Below are 19275 nucleotides of genomic sequence, written 5' to 3' on the forward strand. Positions count from 1 at the left end.
CCTCGGCCGGCGACATCCTCGACCATTTACACGGCCGCCGAAGCTCCTGTGTCAGCCTGCGGCCCTGTCGATGAGATCGCGCAGCATTTCCTTCTCCTGCGGCGTCAGATCCGTCAGCGGCGGACGCACCGGACCCGGCGTGCGCCCGATCAGATCGACTCCAGCCTTGATGATCGAGACGGGGTACCCCTGCTCGCGATCACGCAACGCCGCGAAGGGAAAGAAGAAGGTGTTCAGTATCGCCTCCATTGTCGCCCGGTCACCCGAACGCATCGCTTTGTAGAAACGCTGCGCCAGTTTCGGCACAAAGTTGAAGACGGCAGAGGAATAGGTCGTGACGCCCACGCCGTTGAACCCCTCGGCAAAAAGCTCGTGCGTCGGCATGCCTCCGATATAGGTAAGTCGGTCACCGAGCTTCGCCGTCACGTGGCGGACCAGATCGACCTTGCCGGTTCCGTCCTTGAAGCCGATGAGGTTCGAGCAGGAATCGGCGAGACGGGCCACGGTCTCGGCATTGGCGACCGAATTGGCGCGATTGTAGATGACGACGCCGAGGCCGGTCGATTCGCACACGGCCTTGACGTGCCGGTAGATGCCCTCCTGTGGCGCTTCCATCAGGTAATGCGGCAAAAGCAACAGACCATCGGCGCCGGCGGCTTCGGCGTGCCGAGCGGTTTCCGTGGCAAGCGATGTGCCATAACCACAACCGGCGATGATTGGCACGTCGCCCGACGCTTCCTTGGCCGCGCGCGTGACTTTCCCGACCTCTTCGGGCGACAGCGAGAAAAACTCGCCCGTTCCTCCGGCGGCGAAAAGAGCGGCCGCATCGAAGCCGGAAAGCCATCCGACGTGTTCGCGGTAGCTCTTGAGATTAAGGCTGAAGTCGTCGTTGAAATGCGTAACCGGAAACGACAGGAGGCCGGAGCCAATGCGCGACTTGAGTTCATCTGGCGACAAAAGAAACCTCCGCGAATTAGTATTATGTCGCGTGGTGTCATATGATGACTTTAGAGATGAGTCAATCGGTTTTGTCGCGGGCTGCAGCTGAGCGGCGAATCATCAACGAGCGATAACGCTTGATGCCGGTAACGAGATGTCGGCGCATGGCTTCGCGGGCCCTTTCTGGGTCACGGGCGAGAATCGCATCAGCGATTTCGCGATGCTCCTCGAGGATCGGCTGATCTCGGCTGGGCAACGGATCGACCCCACCCATCACGGTCTTGAACTTCACCCGCGGAATCATCCGGCGCCCCACATGCTCGAGGAAGGTCTTAAACCTGGCATTATTGGTCGCGGTGGCGATCGCCATGTGGAACTGAAAATCTGCCTCATCGGTGGGTCGACCTGCGGCGACGAGGTCGGCGAATTTGTCAATCTGAGCCTGGATCTCGGCCTCTTGCGCCGGCGAACTGCGGGCCGCCGCCAGGCCCGCCGCTTCTACCTCTATTCCAATGCGCAGCTCGAGTTCCTCGATGATGTCGGAGATTTTGTCGGTCTCTTCCGTAAAAAGCTTCAGCCCTTCATCGACGGGCTTCGGGCCTATCACAAACACCCCGGCTCCCTGCCGCGATTCCACCAACCCATCGGCACGCAATGCAGCGATCGCCTCCCTGATCACGGTACGACTGAACCCCAGACGATCAATGAGCGCCGGCTCGGTCGGCAGCTTGTCACCGGGCGCGTAGAAACCCGCCTCGATCTGCTCGCGCAATACATCGGCAACCTGGGACGCGAATGACTTGCGCGACGTTGGACGTTCAGCCCGCGGCATGTTTCCTCCAGATTTTCCATTCCGAGATCATGCATACTCTCAGTGGGCAGCAAAAGCGATAGCATCTTATGAAATCCTCCTTCTCACCAAAACTCATACTATGATTTTTCCCGCACCTCAGCGGCTGAGCAGCACCCCTACGTCAAATAAGAGCCCGCTTCGGCCTTGTGGTGAACTTTGTCATACAGGCTCATACAACGGCGCAAGGCGGTGGCGTTTGGCGGCATGATGGCAGGTCAAGCCACCAATCGAATCGCTCCGGGCAGATCCCTTCTGGGGAGCAGTTTGATGATGGCATTGGCGGTTTCGGACCTGGATGTTCAGCCACCCTGTACGGCGCGTCCTTGAGGGTTTGGTAACTTCCGGATCGTTGCCGCGGATGTCGTCTGCCAGTATCGCCCAAGAGGATGAGCGCCCCCAAGGGAACAAAGCCGGAAGATCGAGGTTCGGCGCCCACAAACGTGCCACCATGGAGGCCTCGATGACCGACGAATTTTCAGAACCGGGAGGAGAACGCGGTCCGTCTGCGAACGTCTCTCCGACGACTGAGCTGAAAAACAAGATCAGCGACGATATCAGTTCGACGAAAGCGACGGTGAAGGAGGCGTCCGTCGCGGGCCTCGAAAAGGCACAGGACTTGGTTTCGGAGCAGGCGCACTTTGCAGCGCGCCAGATGAGCGGCATTGCGACGGCGCTCGAAAAGGTAGGGGCGGAACTGGAGCACTCCGGCCAGGACCAGGTCGGTCGCTACGCACGGGGGCTCGGTCGCAGCGTTGCCAGCGCCGCAAGACGCGTGGAGGGCAAAGACCTTGGCGAGATGGCAATTCTGGCCGAGGATTTTGGCCGCAGGCAGCCGGTCGCATTTTTGGGAATCGCCGCCCTCGCAGGGCTGACCGCAAGCCGTTTTCTGACCGCTTCCGCCAATCGAGCCGAGAAGACCCGAAGAGAGCCTCCATCGACACAAGCAATCATCTCGGGAAGCAAGGACAAGGAAAATGGCTAAACCCTCCGAAAACATGCCATTGGCCGACTTGGTTGGCGGTCTTTTAAGTGATGTTACCGGCCTTCTGCGTAAGGAGATCGACCTGGCCAAAGCCGAAGCATCGGAGAAGCTTGCCGCCGTCTTGAGCGGCGTCGAGATCCTTCTGATCGGAACGATCCTGGCGATCGGAGCCATCGGTGTGCTCTTGAGCGCCGTCGTCAGCGGGGTCGCCGCACTCCTCGTAGCGCAGGGGTTCAGCGAACCTGTGGCCAGCGCGCTGGCTGCGATCATCGTCAGCGTCATCATCGGGTTTATTGCCTGGATCATGATCCGGCGTGGCCTTGCCGCCTTCCGTCGCAGCAATCTGGCCCTTGGGCGCACTACGACGTCGCTTCGTCGAGACGTGCAAACTGTAAAGGATAAACTCTGATGGAAACGACTTCAGACAAAAGCTCGCTCGAGCTTCAGCGGGAAATCGACCAAGATCGTCAGCGGCTTGGGCAACGGATCGAGGCGCTCCAGGAGCGGATGTCGCCGGGCCAACTGATCGACGAGCTTATCGCCTATGCCAAAGGCGGCGGCGGCAGAGAGTTCGTCGGAAATTTCGGCCGAGCGTTGAAGGAGAATCCGCTCCCGGTGGCGCTGATGGGTGTTAGTCTGGCCTGGCTGATGGCCAAGGGCACCCCTTCGTCAGCGACGGGATCAACGACGAGAACCGAGCCGGAATATGATCTCTATCCGGTCCATGGGCCTGTGCGCCGCCTCGGCCCCCCGACCTTCGTCGGCGGCGTCCGGTACAGCCATTTTTCGGACAGCACCGGCAAGACACTGAAGGCTTTGACTGATGAAACGGGACGCCGGGCCGGTCATTTCGTCGATGAAACGGGCAAGACCTATCGCGGCTTTATCGATGCGAGCGGCAAAAGGGTCGATCAAATCGTTGATGAGACCGGAGCGATCCTCGACACTGCATCCGGCTGGGCCGCCGAAAAGTGGGAGCAAGTAAAAACTGCCGTGCAAGACGCTTCCGAGCACGCGACGGGAACTGCAAGTGCGCTCGCCGACCGTGCGTCTTCGGCCGCAACAAACCTGCAAGAACAGACAAACAAACTGAACATGATGATCCTTACCCAGTTTCGCGACCAGCCGCTGGTGGGTGGTGCATTGGCGTTTGCAGTCGGAGCCGCGATCGGCGCGGCACTGCCAAGCACCGAAATGGAGGATGAGCTCGCAGGAGAAGCATCGGATGCCGCCAAGGAAGCGATCGGCACTCAAACATCTGAACTTGTCGATCAAGGCGCCGCCATCGCCTCAACTGCCTACCAAAAGGCTGTTGCGGTTGCTTCCGATGCTCACGACGAGATCAAGGATCGCCTCTCGGAGGAAGTCGAGTCTCTACGACAGCCAGCAACGCGGGATGCTGCGGTGCGGCCTGACCATGAACCGGGGACTGCCTGACCCTGTACTGGCTCTCCGAATACCTGGATTGCTGTTTCGGGAAAAGGAAGCGAAAGCATAGCCTCCTCGCCGGTCCATTTGTTCGGCGGCTCATAGCCGCCAAGGGCGTCGCGCACCATGCTCTCGAATACCTCGAGGACATCGAGCGCGACGGCGTCGCGCTGAATCCCGCGCGATACCCACGAACGCAACGGTAGCCGGTCTTTTGGCCTAACTCTCTTGCTGCCTCGCATGGCTCGGCAGCAACGCTCCTTCTGGGGCTTCTGGTGAGAGCACCTATAAGAGGTCTCGATACCCGCACTTCCCGAAACCTGAGAAAATCCCGCCGATTGTCGAAAATATCGAGATCGAACTCACTCCGGATGCACTGGGACCCGCGTGTCGGCAGTCGGACGCCGCCGACCTATCTTTCTAGAAGGCGGTCATAGACTCCGGCCAGCAATCGGCATATGGCGATCCGACCTGTTGGCGCCCCGCACTGCCTTACTCCATGGAAAGACAGGCACGCCGTTGACGCTTGGCCTTGCCAATCCCATCTGTTCCAGCATGCCCAAAGTGAAGACGGAAACGAAGAGCGATGAACCTGAGCTGATCAGGGAGTGGCCGCTCCCACTGGACGCGACGCTCGGATCGGCTATCAGAGTGAAGGGAATCCTTCAGGAAATCCGGTCTCGCCTGCCGCCCGCCGTCAGGAAGTCGCTTGATATGCAGTGGGGCAAGCTCACTCTCGTCATGCCGGTTACGTCGAAGACAGCGTTTCGCGCGACCTCATCGATCGTCTCCGAAACGCTCCAGCGCATCGCAGACCTGCCAATTATTCCTCGCGAGATCGAGGACATCCTGGGGATAACGGCTTCCGAAAGGAAGCGTTGGCTGGAGGACGGGCGTCTTCCAAGCGCGGGAACCCGAACCGTCAGGCTTCAGGGCCGAGCGCGGCGGATCACCTTTCACGTGTTCGATCCACGGATCATCGAGGACCTGCTCGATCGCTGCGCCGTGGATGCATGGCGCGAAGACGACGCGGCGGCCAAAGCAGAAAACCGCAGACGCGCCGCCTACCAGGCGAAGGTGACGCGGTCACTGAAGAAACAAGCGAAGACCGAGCAAGCTGATCCGGTCGCCGAAGACGCCATGAACGGCTTGAGCGGTTGGGACGAGTTCGGGAGAGAAGGTCTGCTTCGCTGATAAGTAGCGTCAGCTTTTCGAGCTCAATGCTTGCCGAGTGATCCTTGATGCCGCCGGCCTGTTCAGCCAAGACCAGTTCAAGCCTGCCGGCGCCGTGAGCGAGCACAGAACTTTTGCCGGGGTCACCCCGTTATCGGCTTCCCGGAGCTGGTTGCTCCATTCCGGGAAGATTACAGGGCGATTTTCAACCAGGCCCGAGAGCGGACATCGCTGAATGACTCACGATTTGACTGGAAGAGTGAGGTTCCGGTAGCCGGATAGTCTATTTCGCCGATATGTCTTCGCGCCTGCACAAAGTGCGGTCGGAGGAATTCACGCGAAGCCCTTTGAGCAGTTCGAAAACACGTGGACGCCTCGCCTTTGACTCCTATACTGGCCGTCAGGGAGAACGACCGCCGGCATCAAGGGGTCACGGCAATGGTACTTCATGTCGCTCGCGATAGCAGGCGCTCCGCTTGTTCAACCATCTCCTCAATCACCCTCCGGGCGGGATCCACACTGTGAATCAAGCCCGCTGCCTCGCCCATCAGAACAGCTGAGTTGTCCGCGTCGCCAGCGTCGAACGCTTTCCAGAACAGCTCGCTTTGGATCTTTTGTGCAGGCTGCGCGGCCAACTCGCATTCGCGTCCGTGCCAGGTGGAAACGAAGCGGTTTTTCAGAACGCGGGCGGTGAACTCCGCTGTGGGCCAATGATAGCCACGGACGATATCTACAGTCCTCGTTTTTATCGTCCGGTCGCCATCAGCAGCTACGATTGCTTCGCGAAAACCGGGAGGCGCCGCTGACTCTGAAGTCGCAACGAACCGGGTACCGATCAAGACACCATCTGCACCGAGCATCAGCGCCGCCGCTAGTGAACGGCCGTCGCCCACACCGCCCGCCGCCGCGATAATCGTCTCCGGCGCCCGCTTCGCAACCAGGTCGGCGATCTCGGGAACCAGCGTGAACGTCGAGCGACATCCGCTGTGACCTCCGGCCTCATTGCCCTGAGCCACAATTACGGTAGCTCCGACGTCAAGTGCTTCACGGGCGTGCAGCATCGATTGAACTTGACAAATGACAGGTATTCCCGCTTCCCGCACCCGGCGCGCAAAGGGTGCCGGCGAACCAAATGAAAACATCAGCGCCGCGGGTCTACGCGCCAGAACGAGATCAAGCAGGTTCTGTTTGGTTGCCAGCGACCAACTGATCAAACCGCATCCGACACGTGAATTACCGGCAGCGTCAAATTGCTTCTCGAGCCAGACTGCATCGCCGTAGCCGCCGCCAATGAGACCAAGGCCTCCGGCATCGGAGACTGCAGCTGCGAGTTGCCCGCCAGCCATCACGCCCATAGGCGCGAGCAGAACAGGATGTCTGATGCCGAAGTACTCTGTCAGCCGGGTGTTCAATGACACAGTTGGCACTCGTCAGGTCGGTAGTGAGGCAAGGGCAACACAACGAGATTATTTTAGCATAACAGCAACGCGCTTTCCATTTTTCGGGATCGGCATAAGGCGCCTTGAAGGGATACGAACTGCCGACTCGGGATTATCGCCCCACCACGCGCCCGTTCGACGTTTGGGATGAATTTAAGAGGCTGTTGAGTTTGTGCTTGCATAATCAGCAAGCGTCTCTATATTTGCTAGCATGAACAGCAAGCAGAGAAAGACTCTCGCGGCGGTCTTCATGGACCCGGTCTCGGGAACCATTGAATGGGCCGCTATAGAGAATCTGCTTGTGGCTGCCGGAGCCGACCTCATTGAGGGGAATGGTTCCCGCGTTAAGTTTGAAAAAGACGGGATCATTGCGAGCTTCCATAGACCACATCCGGCCAAGGAAGCAAAGCGTTATCAGGTGCGCGATGCTCGCGAGTTCCTGATGCAGATTGGAGTAACGCCATGAACATCATGACCTACAATGGATATCACGCGCGCATCGAATTCGACGCTGAGGACGATGTGTTTTTTGGCAGGATTGCAGGTATCTCCGATGTAATCGGCTTTCACGGTGACAGTGTCGCTGAACTTAAGAGAGCCTTCCATGAGGCAGTCGATGACTACCTGGAGACCTGCAGGAAAATCGGCAAAGAGCCTCAGCGACCCTATTCTGGGAAGATGATGTTTCGTGTCGCTCCCGAAGTCCATCGCCGAGCAGCTCTTGCTGCTGAGCTTTCGGGAAAGAGTCTGAACCAGTGGGCAGAAGAGGTGCTGGAAGAGGCCGCCGACCATTATGCCGAGGCGCGCTTGCCGGCGTAGTTCCCTTCACAGTACCGCCCATCGGCGTGTCCAATGAATTGGTGTTCCTTTCGATCCATTATGCGATCATTCTAGCCCAGAACGTGAACATCCTTAGAACACGGCGTCCACGAGGCAAACCGAGAGCCCCCAAAAGTTGACATTAGCAGCCAGCTGAAAGTTCGATGCTCGAACATATCTTCGCTGCTGTTCCACCAACACCGTGACTGCCGGTGGAATGTGGTCAAGAAAGAGTGTCGCCTCCCTGGAACTCACACCATGCCTTCGTGCATAGAGAGGACAAAGCGCGTCGCAGGAACTTTACCTAGCGAACACTGGGAGGTCGGGGCCTGACTGCCCGTGTCCCAAGCGGCTGCCCTTGCCGCTCCCGCATTCCGTACAGTCCGGGTCCGTACGCGGCGTGGAGAACATTACGGCCCGCGAGCGACGCATGCGCCGCAACAAGACCGGGATTGACAAGCAGCTCTCCCATAGCAGGGTTTGATCGGGATCAACGATACAGGCGAACTCGCACCGGATGCAGGAGGGTGATAGGACTCAAGGACGGCATATGGAACAGGATCTGGTATTTGGCTTGGCGTCAATCAGACGGCCACGATCCGGGGCTCGGCACCTAATAGCAGACGGTCTGCAGGCGGCCCCAATTAAGACGCTCGTCCCTATCCTTCGCCTTGAACGGAGTCGAACCAGCCGCCCCACGACTGCAGCAATCAGCGGATAGCCGAGCTAGTGAAAATTCCGGCTCTTGATCTTCAGCGTATCGATATGCAGATCCGGCACGAACATATCCCTGGCGCGAACGGCCCGCGGCGTTTTCTCGCGCGAGTCCGGGCTTCCCGGAGAGCCATGGGCGAATTCGTCCCCGCGGCCCGTCGGGGGGCGGAATTCACCATCATGCCCGGCAAGCCCCGACAGGTCGGCTGATAGATCAAAGAGCTGCTGGGCGACCAGGTGAACCACCTCGCCTTCGCGCTGGATCCTGCCGTTGATCCCCATCATGCTGGCGCCGAGCACCACGCGGCGCGAGCGCTCGAACAGCTTCGGCCAGACGACGACATTGGCAATGCCGGTCTCGTCCTCGATGGTGATGAACATCACGCCCTTTGCCGAACCCGGACGCTGGCGCACCAGCACGAGACCGGTGGCCATCAGCCACTGACCGTCGCGCGCCGTCATCGCCTCCGCACAGGTGACGACCCGTCGCTTGCTGAGATCGGCCCGCAAGAATCGCAAGGGGTGCTCCCGCAGTGTCAGGCCGATATGAGAATAATCCTCGATGACATTATGCCCATCTGTCATCTGCCTGAGCTCGACGTCCGGCTCCTGCTGTTCGGCAATCGCCCGCGCCTCGCGTTCGGCTGCGGCCGTGAAGAGAGGCAGCGGCTCGTCGCGTAGCGCCTTGATTGCCCAAAGCGCATCGCGCCGTTCGAGCCGCAACGACGGCAGGAAGGCGTCCGCTTCCGCAAGCTCCACCAACGAGCCCACCGGCACGCCGGATCGCCGCCACATGTCGTCCACTGATGCGAAGGGCTCGTCGGCGCGCGCGGCGATAATGCGGGCGGCGTCGGCCATCGCCAATCCGCGCACCAGACGCATGCCGAGCCGCACCGCATGCCGGGTTGTGTCTTCCACCTCCTCGAGCGTGCAGTCCCAACGCGAGCGGTTGATGCAAACCGGTCGCACCTCGACGCTGTGTTTCCTCGCGTCAGAAACGATTTGTGCCGGCGCATAAAAGCCCATCGGCTGCGAGTTCAATAGCGCAACGCAGAACACATCCGGGAAATGGCATTTCACATAGTTGGAAGCATAGGCGATCAGTGCGAAAGACGCCGCGTGACTTTCGGGGAAACCATAGGATCCGAAGCCTTCCAGCTGGCCGAAGGTGCGCTTGGCAAATTCCGGTGAGTAGCCGTTGCGGATCATGCCGGAAACAAGCTTATCCTCGAACCGGCTGACACCGCCGGTAAATTTGAACGTGCCATTGCTCGGCGCAGCTGGTCGGCCTCGCCGGCTGAAAATCCGGCGCAGACCATGGCGACCTTCATCGCCGACTCCTGAAACAGAGGAACGCCCAAGGTTCTGCCAAGCACCGCCTCGAGTTCGGGGGTCGGGTATTCGACCTTTTCCTTGCCCTCGCGGCGGCGAAGATAGGGATGGACCATGTCACCCTGGATCGGGCCCGGCCGGACGATCGCCACCTGGATGACCAGGTCGTAGAAAGTCTCCGGCTTCATGCGCGGCAACATGGCCATCTGCGCTCGGCTTTCGATCTGGAAGGTGCCGAGCGTATCGGCCTTGCGGATCATCGCATAGGTGGCCGGGTCCTCCTGCGGGATGGTGGCGAGGTTGAGATCCTGATGTTTGTGCTTGCCGATCAGGGCAAAAGCCTTGGCCATGCAGGTCAGCATGCCGAGCGCCAGCACGTCGACCTTCATCATCTTCAGCGCCTCGACGTCATCCTTGTCCCATTCAATCACCTGGCGGTCAGCCATCGCCGCCGGCTCGATCGGCACGAGATGATCCAGCCTGTCGTGGGTCAGGACGAAGCCGCCGGGATGTTGGCCGAGATGCCGCGGCGCGCCCATCAATTGCTGGGCAAGCTGCAAGGTCAATGCGAGACGTCGATCGTCCGGATTGAGGCCAAGGTCGCGCACCTGGCTCTCCCCGACCGCTTCCGACCAGGACCAGATGCCGGAGGAAAGCGCCTTGATCAGGTCCTCGGGCAGGCCGAGTGCCTTACCGACGTCGCGAATGGCGCCCTTGGCGCGGTAGCGGGTCACGGTGGAGCACAAGGCGGCCTTGTCGTGGCCGTAGGTCTTGTAGATCCACTGGATCACCTCCTCGCGCCGCTCGTGCTCGAAATCGACGTCGATGTCGGGTGGTTCATCTCGTTCCTGCGAAACGAAACGCTCGAATAGCAGATCGTTGGTGTCGGGATCGATTGATGTAATTCCGAGCACATAGCAGACGGCCGAGTTTGCGGCCGAGCCACGCCCCTGGCAGAGGATTCCCTGGGATCTGGCAAATCGGACGATGGAAAAGACCGTCAAGAAATAGGGAGCGTAGCGCATGGTCTCGATCAGCGCCAGCTCGTGGCGTATGATCTTCTCGACGTGGGAAGGCATGCCCTCCGGATAGCGGTTGGGCACACATTCCCAGACATAATGCTCGAGCGATTGCTGCGCTGTCTTTCCGGGGAAAATGGCTTCCTCCGGATACTGATAGGTCAACTCCTCCATCGAGAACGTGCAGCGCTCGACGATTTCCATGGTTCGCGCGGACGCCTCGGGATAGCGACTGAACAGCCGCTCCATCTCCTGCGGCGGCTTCAGGTAGCGGTCCGCATGCCTTTCACGCTCGAAACCGACATCGTCGATTGTCGTTCCGGTGCGGATGCAGGTCACCACGTCCTGGAGCTGGCGCCGGCCGGGCTCATGAAACAGCACGTCATTGGTGACGACCGTCTTCACCCGGTGCCGCGCCGCCAGGTTCGACAGCTCGTGCAGCCGCATCTGGTCGTTCGGCCGCCGGCGCAGACAGAGCGAGACATAGGCGCGGTCGCCGAAGATTTCGGCCATCTTCCTGAGCTGCGTCGCGCAGATCTCATCGGCCAGGTCCGGCACCAGGATGGCGAGCAGGCCTTTTGAATAGAGGGCCAGATCATCGAGGTGCAGGATGCAGTTCGCTTTCCCGCCCCTGCTCTTCCCGAGCGTCAGCAGACGGGTCAATCGGGCGTATGCCGCGCGATCTGTCGGATAGACCAGGATTGACATGCCGTCCTTGAGGTCGAGCCTGCAGCCGACGACCAGTCGCGAGCCGGTTGCCCGAGACGCTTCCAGTGCTCGCACGACGCCGGCCAAGGAATTGCGATCGACGATGCCGAGCGCCTCGATGCCGAGCAGCTTTGCGGTCGCGAACAGTTCCTCTGCCGAGGATGCTCCGCGCAGAAAGCTGAAATGTGTGGTGACCTGGAGCTCGGCATACCTCATGAGAAGGTTCCATGGATGAACCAGCGATGAGAACCGGTCTCGGGATCGATGCCGTCGCCGGACCGGTAAATCCAGTAGCGCTCGCCCATCTCGTCCTCGACCGAAAAATAGTCCCGAACGGCAACCCATTCCGACGTCCTTCGCCACCATTCTCCGAAGATGCGCTCAGGTCCGTCGGCACGCTTCACGCGCCGACGCTTACCGCGCCAAGTGAACCAAACGGGAGGATGGTCGGGCAGCAATGCCATGACCTCAATCAGCTCGGGGCGGTCCATCAATCGCACCGGCCGGGGCCAGGTCATCGGCCAGGTCTCTCCATTTTCATCGGCGATGGGCGAAATCCTTTGGACTGACCGCTCTGGCACGTCGCTTGCGACCGGAGCCAGTCGGTAGATGCGCAGCGTGCCACGGTTTCCAAGGATATCGATGAGGGACGTGACATCGACCTCGGCGGCTTCGACGAGACCAGAGACGATCTGGCGGTCATCCAGCGGCTCGACCATACTGGCGGCGAGGCTAAGCTTCTCGATGCCAAACCCGGGATCAATGCGTTCGATGCGATCACGCAGCAGCTTCGTCAACCAGGCTACGTCGCGTACCGGTTTGGCCGTCCCTGCCCTAAGCGCCTGGATCGTGTTGTCGACGCGGTAAACAATGAGGTCTGTGCGCCGGACACCCAGACCTTTCGCCTGCAGCTCGCGACAGAGCTTCCTTACGAGCAGCGAGATATATTTTCCGATGGTCTCCGCAGCGCCGATCGGCTCGGCGAAAGCACGATCTACCTCGACGATCTCCGGACATCGGATCGGATCAATGGGCTCAGCCACCCGGCCGAACATCTGGTCAAGGCGACGGCCGATTTCCGGACCAAAGCGGAGCGATAGGGGCGCACGCGGTGTCGCAGCCAGCTCGCCGACCGTTTGGAAGCCGAGCGTGCGCAGACTAATCACCGTCTCGGCACTCAGTCGCAGCGCCGAGAGGGGAAGCGGCGTTACCGCATCAGCCGTTTTCCCTTTCGCGATGACTCTAACCTCCCTGATCGCTCGCGCCAGCCCATATGCAGCTCCCCAGCTGTCGGCAACGACCGCACGAGCTGGCAGGCCTCGTGCCCGAAACCGGTTTACGAGACCGGAAAGCATCAGCTCCTCGCCGCCCTGAAGATGATCGGCTCCTTCAGTATCCATGACGATGCCGTCCGGCGGATCGGCTGCCACGACCGGCGAGTATTGAGACAGCGCCCAGAGGGTCAGGCGTTCGAGTGCTGCATGATCAGCGGCGGGATCGGCATCTACTGCGCGGAGACCGTGTACCAATGCCTGCGCTTTTGCGGCGGCCATACCAACGTGGAGGCCAAGCCTGGCAGCGTTGGCATCGACGGCTGACAGCCATCGTTTCGAGCCGCTCCTGGCGACGACAACGAGCGGCATTTCAGCCGGTATCGAGGGATCGGCGCGTCTCAGCCGATCCGTCGCGAATGTCGGAAAAAAGACTGATACGACCCTTGGCATCGCATGCACCTATTTCAAAATTCGCACTTTCACCTGCCTTGACCCTGATCAGTTCGGCCAGCCATCTCGCCCGGCCGAGGCCAGGCACCGGGAGGGGCTCTGATGGCAGCACGGATATTCGCCATCGTGTCGTCGCTGCCGTTGGATGCCCGAAATCCCCCGCCTCGGTCTGCCGCCGCCATCGTCGAATGATCAGCCCGATGGTCCCGGAATTTTCGGCCGCCAGCTGCAAACGGCGAGATGCGACCATGGGCAATCGCACCACCTCTGCGACGACCGCCGCCAGTCCGCCAAACCTCAATGCTTCCTCGAAGGCTTCAAGAACATATTCCTCCCTGATTGCTTCGACGTAGATAACGCGGTCCGGGTGGAGCCCGACCTGGGCCAACCCCGGCGCGAAGAGATCGGGCCGCGTCAGACACCAGACGACCTTGCCTGCGGTTCGAGCCGCAATACCTGCAACAAAAACCGCGGCCGCGGCTCCATCGACCGCCCCTACTCCCCCGCCGGCGAATTCGTGGACGGCCCCATAAGCCAATCCACCTCCCGGCAGGTGCGCGTCAATCTTAGTCACTCCAAATGGAAGGACCGATTTTCGTCGTGCCGCAGCCCCTTCGAGATGCTGGATGCGGTCTCGAAGATCGGAAATAATGGGATTCGCGCTGGTCCGCGCCATTCGAAGCCTTCGTCAAAACAGGTTTTCATCTTATTTGAAAGCGAGTATGTTCCCTATTTGTTCCGAATACTTGAGTCAATGTGCATATACCGGCGAGTGACCGTCGGACTGCAACCTGACCACCTGCTGCGGCACCGGAAGAACAGGGAATTCAATCGCCTACTGATGAACGGTCGACAGGCTCTCAAATGTCATCGATAAGAAAAAATACCTATGAAGAACCGGCGACGCTTCGCGACTTCCGTGGATCGGTCGTCACCGTCGAGTGCATTGCCTGCGATCGGACCACTGAGCTCGATCGAAAGACACTGGTCAAGCAGTACGGCGCGAGTTTCACGTTCCAGCAGCTTCGCCGGCGGCTGAGCCTCGGCTGCCCTCGAATGTTTTCGGAAGACGGCGTTGACCGCTGCCAGACTCGCTTCCCCCGCTTGGCCGTCAATGGCCTTCCATTCAGCAAGGAGGATACCCCATGACGGAAAAGGTCGTATCGTTCGAGGAAAAGCGCCTCGAGGTATCGGGCACGATCTTCGGATCGACGGCCGAAGAACTGAAACTGGCAGCAATCCGCTCGAACATCGAGTTTGCCAGGAATGAGCTGGCGCTTGTTCAAAGCTATATCGATCTCGCTTATGACGGTGAAATCGTCTTCACGCCGAGTAACGGCACAAGACCGCAGCCGGAGGCCTTTGCGCATCTTGGCAGCGTTCTTTCCAATTACGAACAGGCGCTGTTCGATAAGATCGGCAGCCTGGAATACGAGCTGGAAATGCTGGAATTTCTGCCCGATCAAGATGAAGAATGAGACCAACGACCCCGCCGTCTTGAAAAGTGGATACCGACAAGACTGATGCGATGCCTGCGATCAAACAGTCAGAATCGCCTTTGCCCCGGGATCGGTAACTGATAATCGCGGCAAATGCGCGAATGTATGTCGAGGGGACCGATCATCGTGACCAGCCTACGCCTCAGAGGTGAGATTCTTGTCGCCCTCATGATCGCCTGCGTCGCCACGTGCTATGGTTTTGGTCTCAGCCTCTTTCCCCAGATCATCCCCGACATGCGGCGTGACCTTGGCTTCGACTATGGATTCGTGGGCTTCGTCACCGGCTTGGTCCAACTTTCCACGGTCGCTTTCGCCTTGCTCGGCACCTGGCTCGTCCATCGGATCGGCGCCGCCTGGACAGTGGTGGCCTCCGTGTCGCTTTGCGGGCTTTGCCTCATGTCCATTCCTGCCACCGGCAATATATATGTCACCGCCTGCCTTCTCATGATCGCCGGCGGGACCGGCGCGTCGACCTTCGTTCCGATGATTGATCTTGCCACGCGAGTCGTGAACGCTGAACGGCGCGGTTTTGCCATGAGTCTGATCTCCAGTGCTCCGGCCTATGGCGTTCTGATCAACAGCGCGCTGGTATCGGCATTCGCAGGCAGCGGTCACTGGCGGATAGCCTGGTCCGTCACGGGCGGGGTCACAATCACGCTGGCCATCGCCGTTGCCATCCTCTTTGGTCGAGCGGGCCTCTTCGACGACACAACAGGACAGACATCAACCGCAGTTGCGGATGGGTCGCCAAGCCTGCGCTCGATCATGCCGTGGGGGGCACTGATTTTCGTGCTGGGTTTCGTCAATGGCATGATGCCCTACCCCTACCTCACCTATCTCTCTCCCTTCTTGCGGGAGGAGCTGGGCTATTCGGTCGGCTTCGCCTCCTGGCTCTGGGCAACCGTCGGAGCGGTGGGGATCGGCGCGGGTTTCGTCGTGGGGACGATATCGTCACGCCTTGGATCACGCTACGCCATGCTTGCCTGCTATTCGAGCTTCCTCATTGCCGGCGCTCTTGTGATCATGGACCCCTCGATGGACCAGGCTTTAGCGTCGGCAATCTTCTTTTCGCTCGGCTTCTACCCCATTTATGGCCTGCTCCCGGTCTATGTCTCCCACCGCGCCCAGCCACGTCTTGCAGTGACTGTCCTGGGAATTTGCACCGTGCTCCAGGGAATCGGCGGCACCACCGGCAACTTCTTCGGCGGGGTGATCAAGACATCGACCCAAAGCTTTGAGGGCATCTATCTCGCCGTGGCGGTCATGGCCTTGATCTCAGCGCTCATAGCGATCGCGTTGCCGAAGGACCGACAACTTCGACCATAGGCTTTGGGCATATCGGCTGCGCTTTCGGAAAGTCGCTGGCTGAAGGTCCAACTATCGATGTCGATGGACAGCCTCAACGGCCTTCAGTGCTTGCGATCGCCCTTGTCGCCCTGGCAGGCTTGGCCTCGCGCCGAGCCTCATGCGGGCATCGCTGGACAGCGATCGCGAGACGTCGTCGCTCTCCTTGAACCGGCCCTTCTTATCGCGACGGACATAGCGTTTGTCGGTTCCGGTATCGATCAGTTCGCGCTTGCTCATGGCAGGACTCCTTTGGGGTTGTTCCACCGAGAAAACGCGCGCCGGCGCGAAAAGATGCATGGAATCATGAGTCTAGACAGGACTGGCAGTACGCGCACCCGAATAGAGCTAAGTCATTGAAAAATGATTCGTTTCGACTCGGAACGATTCGCTGCCGAATCACTTGAATCGCGTGAGTTGTGTGCGGAGGTCCCAAGTCATGGCGGGTCCAAGAGCCAATTGGAAGGGGTATATCAAGTTCGGGGAGGTTTCCTGCCCCGTGGCGCTTTATACAGCGGCCTCCTCGTCGGAGCGCATCGCCTTCAATACCCTCAATCGAAAAACCGGCAATCGGGTCAAGCGCGAGTTCATCGACAGCGAGACCGGCGATCCGGTCGAGCGCGAGAACCAGGTCAAAGGCTATGAAGTCGAGAACGGCCACTATGTCGTGCTCGAGCCCGAGGAAGTCGCAGCGGCAATTCCCGAGAGCGACAAGACGCTGAAAATCGACGCCTTCATCCCATGCTCGCAGATCGACACCACTTATTTCGATAAGCCCTACTACCTAGCGCCGGACAAGATGGGCACGGATGCCTTCCTGCTGCTGCGCGACGGCATGAAGCGGGAGAAGGTCGCCGGCATCGCCCGGACCGTGCTTTTCCGGCGGCTGCGCACGGTGCTCATTCGGCCGCATGGCAAAGGCCTGATCGCCTCGACGCTGAACTTCGATTATGAGGTCCGCTCGTCGGACAAGGCGTTCGAAGAGATGCCCGACCTGAAGATCGAAGGCGAAATGCTCGAACTCGCCGAACACATCATCGGCACCAAGAAGGGCAGCTTCGACGCCAGCACCTTCGATGACCGCTATGAAGCCGCCGTCGCCGAGCTCGTCAAAGCCAAGATCGAGGGTCGCACATTGCCGAAGAAGAAGGCACCGGTGGCGTCCAAGCCGAGTGACCTGCTCCAGGCCCTGCGCGAGAGCGCCGGTCTCGGCGTGAAGGAGACGAAGCCAAAGCGCACCGCCGCCAATGCCAACCGGACCGCCGGCCGCCAGAAAGCAGCCAAGCCCGCCGCGAAATCGAAGCCGGCGGCGGCGCCGACGCGCCGCGCCAGCTGATCGGAGGAAGACGCCATGGCCCTGCGTCCCTATTGGAGAGGCTATCTCAAACTCTCGCTCGTCACCTGCCCGGTGCAGATGATGCCGGCGACCTCCGAAAGCGAAAAGGTTCGCTTTCACACGCTCAATCGCCAGACCCGGAACCGCGTCGTCAGCCATTATGTCGATGCCGTCACCGGCAAGGCCGTCAAAGAGGAAGACGAAGTCAAAGGCTATCAGCGCGGAGAGAACGAGTATGTCATGCTGGAGGATGACGAGCTCGAGAACGTGGCGCTTGAGAGCACCAAGACGATCGACATTTCCACCTTCACGCCGCGCGACAGCATCGATTGGACCTGGCTCGACACGCCCTATTATCTCTCACCGAACGACCCGGTCGGACAGGAGGCGTTTTCCGTGATCCGCGATGCGATGGAGGCGCAGAACATGGTCGGCATATCCCGGCTGGTGATTTCGCGCCGCGAGCGCGCCGTCATGCTCGAGCCACGCGGCAAGGGTATCGTCCTCTGGACGCTGCGTTATGGAGATGAGGTCCGCGATGAAGACAGTTATTTCGGGGCGATCGGTGAGGAAACGGCGGACTCGGAGATGATGCCTCTGGTCCGACAGCTCATCAAAAAGCAGACCAAGGATTGGAGCCCGAAAATGGTCGCCGATCCGGTCCAGGAGCGCCTGCTCGATATCATCGCCGCCAAGAAGAAGACGCTGAAGAGACCCGCCAAAGCCAAGGGCAAACCCGCCGCCTCGGCTCCCCCGAACAATGTGGTCAATATCATGGACGCCCTGAAGAAGTCGGTCGCGGCCGAAAAGCGGGCCGGCAGATGAGCCGTCGTACCAAACCGCTGCTGCAGGACGGTTCCGCTGCCAAGTCCAAGCCGGCCCGGCCGCGCGATCCGGCACAACCGCGTCTTCCGTTCGATCCGATGCCCGACCGTGTCGAGCCGTGCCTGGCGCTGCTGAAGAAAGTTCCGCCGAAAGGCCCGGACTGGTTATTCGAGGTGAAATGGGACGGCTATCGCCTGGCGATCCACATCGAGCCGAAGGGAGTGCGGGTCCTCACCCGCGGTGGCCACGATTGGACACACCGGTTCCCGATGATCGCCGAAGCGGCCGCGAAGCTCGGCGTCGGCACTGCGATCCTTGATGGTGAGGCCGTCGTGCTAGACAAGCAGGGGCGCTCGGATTTTGGGGCGCTGCAGCGGTCGCTTGGTGGACGCGGCGGCAAGCGCACGTCGACGGAGTCAGTTTTTCTGGCGTTCGACCTTCTGTATTTCGACGGCCATGATCTGACGAGGACCGAACTCTCGGTGCGCCGGCACCTGCTGGACGATTTTCTCGACGGTGTCACCGGCGCGATTCAGCTGTCGGAGGAAGTCTACGGCGATGGTGCAGAGCTTCTGGCGAATGCCTGCTCGATGGGTCTCGAAGGCATCATCGCCAAACATCGCGATCAGCCCTACCGCTCCGGTCGCACCGGCGACTGGCTCAAGATCAAATGCGTCCAGCGCGAGAGCTTCATGATCATCGGCTACGAGCGGTCTGCATCTGCCCGCAACGGCTTGGGCAGCCTGCTCCTTGCCGCTCGCAAGGGCCGCGAATGGATCGATGTCGGCTCGGTTGGAACGGGGTTCAACGCGAAGGACGCCGGATATCTGCGCAGCACGCTCGATAAACTGGGAACGACGCGACCGGCGGTCCCGCTCAAGGGAAAGAACCTGGTCTTTGCTCAGCCGACATTAATCGCCGAGGTAGAGTTTAGCGGATGGACGGAGGACGGCAGCTTGCGTCACCCATCCTACAAAGGCCTGCGCGAGGTCCAGGACAATGCGGCGGTCTTCGATATGGACGAAAAGCAAACCGGCTGAAACGACAGGGACTCTTGCGGGAGCCGTAATCAACAGCCAGACAAATCGCAGGACCGCAGCGAACTCTGGCAAGCCGAGATAAAATCAGGTTCAAAACAGCC

General features: G+C 60.1%; 17 protein-coding genes and 1 pseudogene. 11 read left to right on the forward strand and 7 right to left on the reverse strand.

From position 1 onward, the window contains the following. Positions 1–51 precede the first annotated feature (51 nt). Complete coding sequence (gene kdgD, locus CO670_RS17695) at positions 52–957, reverse strand: 5-dehydro-4-deoxyglucarate dehydratase (protein ID WP_097591442.1); 906 nt, start codon at positions 955–957, stop codon at positions 52–54. A gap of 61 nt (positions 958–1018) precedes the next feature. Continuing rightward, complete coding sequence (locus CO670_RS17700; protein WP_097591443.1) at positions 1019–1771, reverse strand: FadR/GntR family transcriptional regulator; 753 nt, start codon at positions 1769–1771, stop codon at positions 1019–1021. 481 nt (positions 1772–2252) lie between these two features. Here CO670_RS17700 and CO670_RS17705 point away from each other — a divergent pair, with 481 nt between their 5' ends. From CO670_RS17705 to CO670_RS17720, 4 genes are all read left to right on the forward strand, one after another. Beyond that, positions 2253–2774 carry a nutrient deprivation-induced protein gene (locus CO670_RS17705; protein WP_097591508.1) on the forward strand — a complete coding sequence of 174 codons (522 nt, stop codon included), beginning with the start codon at positions 2253–2255 and terminating at the stop codon, positions 2772–2774. Next, positions 2767–3183, forward strand: coding sequence for a phage holin family protein (locus tag CO670_RS17710; RefSeq protein WP_097591444.1), 417 nt, complete (start codon positions 2767–2769; stop codon positions 3181–3183). The genes CO670_RS17705 and CO670_RS17710 overlap by 8 nt, the downstream gene beginning before the upstream one ends. Then, positions 3183–4211 carry a DUF3618 domain-containing protein gene (locus tag CO670_RS17715; RefSeq protein WP_097591445.1) on the forward strand — a complete coding sequence of 343 codons (1029 nt, stop codon included), beginning with the start codon at positions 3183–3185 and terminating at the stop codon, positions 4209–4211. Before CO670_RS17710 ends, CO670_RS17715 begins: the two co-directional genes overlap by 1 nt. A gap of 546 nt (positions 4212–4757) precedes the next feature. Continuing rightward, a complete protein-coding gene (locus CO670_RS17720) occupies positions 4758–5396 on the forward strand; it encodes a hypothetical protein (protein WP_097591509.1) in 639 nt (212 codons plus the stop codon). A 425-nt stretch (positions 5397–5821) separates the two neighbouring features. Here the strand turns inward: CO670_RS17720 and CO670_RS17725 are convergent, their stop codons facing one another. Continuing rightward, complete coding sequence (locus tag CO670_RS17725) at positions 5822–6793, reverse strand: nitronate monooxygenase (RefSeq protein ID WP_097591446.1); 972 nt, start codon at positions 6791–6793, stop codon at positions 5822–5824. A gap of 232 nt (positions 6794–7025) precedes the next feature. On the opposite strand from CO670_RS17725, the gene CO670_RS17730 reads away from it, so the two are divergent. Continuing rightward, positions 7026–7280: a type II toxin-antitoxin system HicA family toxin gene (locus CO670_RS17730; protein ID WP_097591447.1), complete on the forward strand. Its 255-nt coding sequence runs from the start codon at positions 7026–7028 to the stop codon at positions 7278–7280. After that, a complete protein-coding gene (locus CO670_RS17735; RefSeq protein ID WP_049732468.1) occupies positions 7277–7633 on the forward strand; it encodes a type II toxin-antitoxin system HicB family antitoxin in 357 nt (118 codons plus the stop codon). Before CO670_RS17730 ends, CO670_RS17735 begins: the two co-directional genes overlap by 4 nt. Before the next feature lie 726 nt (positions 7634–8359). Here the strand turns inward: CO670_RS17735 and CO670_RS17740 are convergent. The 3 genes and pseudogenes from CO670_RS17740 to CO670_RS17750 form a co-directional block, all read right to left on the reverse strand. Further along, positions 8360–11622 (reverse strand): annotated as a pseudogene (locus CO670_RS17740) (error-prone DNA polymerase). Beyond that, positions 11619–13130: a DNA polymerase Y family protein gene (locus tag CO670_RS17745; RefSeq protein ID WP_097591448.1), complete on the reverse strand. Its 1512-nt coding sequence runs from the start codon at positions 13128–13130 to the stop codon at positions 11619–11621. Before CO670_RS17745 ends, CO670_RS17740 begins: the two are co-directional and overlap by 4 nt. Continuing rightward, entirely contained in the window at positions 13051–13806 is a 756-nt protein-coding gene (locus CO670_RS17750) for an ImuA family protein (RefSeq protein WP_097591449.1), read from the reverse strand. The genes CO670_RS17745 and CO670_RS17750 overlap by 80 nt, the downstream gene beginning before the upstream one ends. A gap of 469 nt (positions 13807–14275) precedes the next feature. Here CO670_RS17750 and CO670_RS17760 point away from each other — a divergent pair, with 469 nt between their 5' ends. Continuing rightward, positions 14276–14608 (forward strand): hypothetical protein, encoded by a 333-nt coding sequence (locus CO670_RS17760; RefSeq protein WP_097591451.1) that lies wholly within the window; start codon positions 14276–14278, stop codon positions 14606–14608. A 147-nt stretch (positions 14609–14755) separates the two neighbouring features. Then, positions 14756–15955: an MFS transporter gene (locus CO670_RS17765; protein WP_245425867.1), complete on the forward strand. Its 1200-nt coding sequence runs from the start codon at positions 14756–14758 to the stop codon at positions 15953–15955. A 51-nt stretch (positions 15956–16006) separates the two neighbouring features. Here the strand turns inward: CO670_RS17765 and CO670_RS17770 are convergent, their stop codons facing one another. Then, positions 16007–16213 carry a hypothetical protein gene (locus tag CO670_RS17770; RefSeq protein WP_176538971.1) on the reverse strand — a complete coding sequence of 69 codons (207 nt, stop codon included), beginning with the start codon at positions 16211–16213 and terminating at the stop codon, positions 16007–16009. Positions 16214–16412: 199 nt separating this feature from the next. Here CO670_RS17770 and CO670_RS17775 point away from each other — a divergent pair, with 199 nt between their 5' ends. From CO670_RS17775 to ligD, 3 genes are read left to right on the forward strand one after another with little or no spacing between them, the layout of a single operon-like run. After that, a complete protein-coding gene (locus tag CO670_RS17775) occupies positions 16413–17309 on the forward strand; it encodes a Ku protein (RefSeq protein ID WP_097591453.1) in 897 nt (298 codons plus the stop codon). A 15-nt stretch (positions 17310–17324) separates the two neighbouring features. After that, positions 17325–18134, forward strand: a complete 810-nt coding sequence (locus CO670_RS17780; protein ID WP_097591454.1) for a Ku protein — start codon at positions 17325–17327, stop codon at positions 18132–18134. Beyond that, entirely contained in the window at positions 18131–19174 is a 1044-nt protein-coding gene (gene ligD, locus CO670_RS17785; RefSeq protein WP_097591455.1) for a non-homologous end-joining DNA ligase, read from the forward strand. The genes CO670_RS17780 and ligD overlap by 4 nt, the downstream gene beginning before the upstream one ends. Positions 19175–19275 lie beyond the last annotated feature (101 nt).

This window comes from Rhizobium sp. J15 (assembly GCF_002531825.1).
Classification (GTDB): domain Bacteria; phylum Pseudomonadota; class Alphaproteobacteria; order Rhizobiales; family Rhizobiaceae; genus Rhizobium.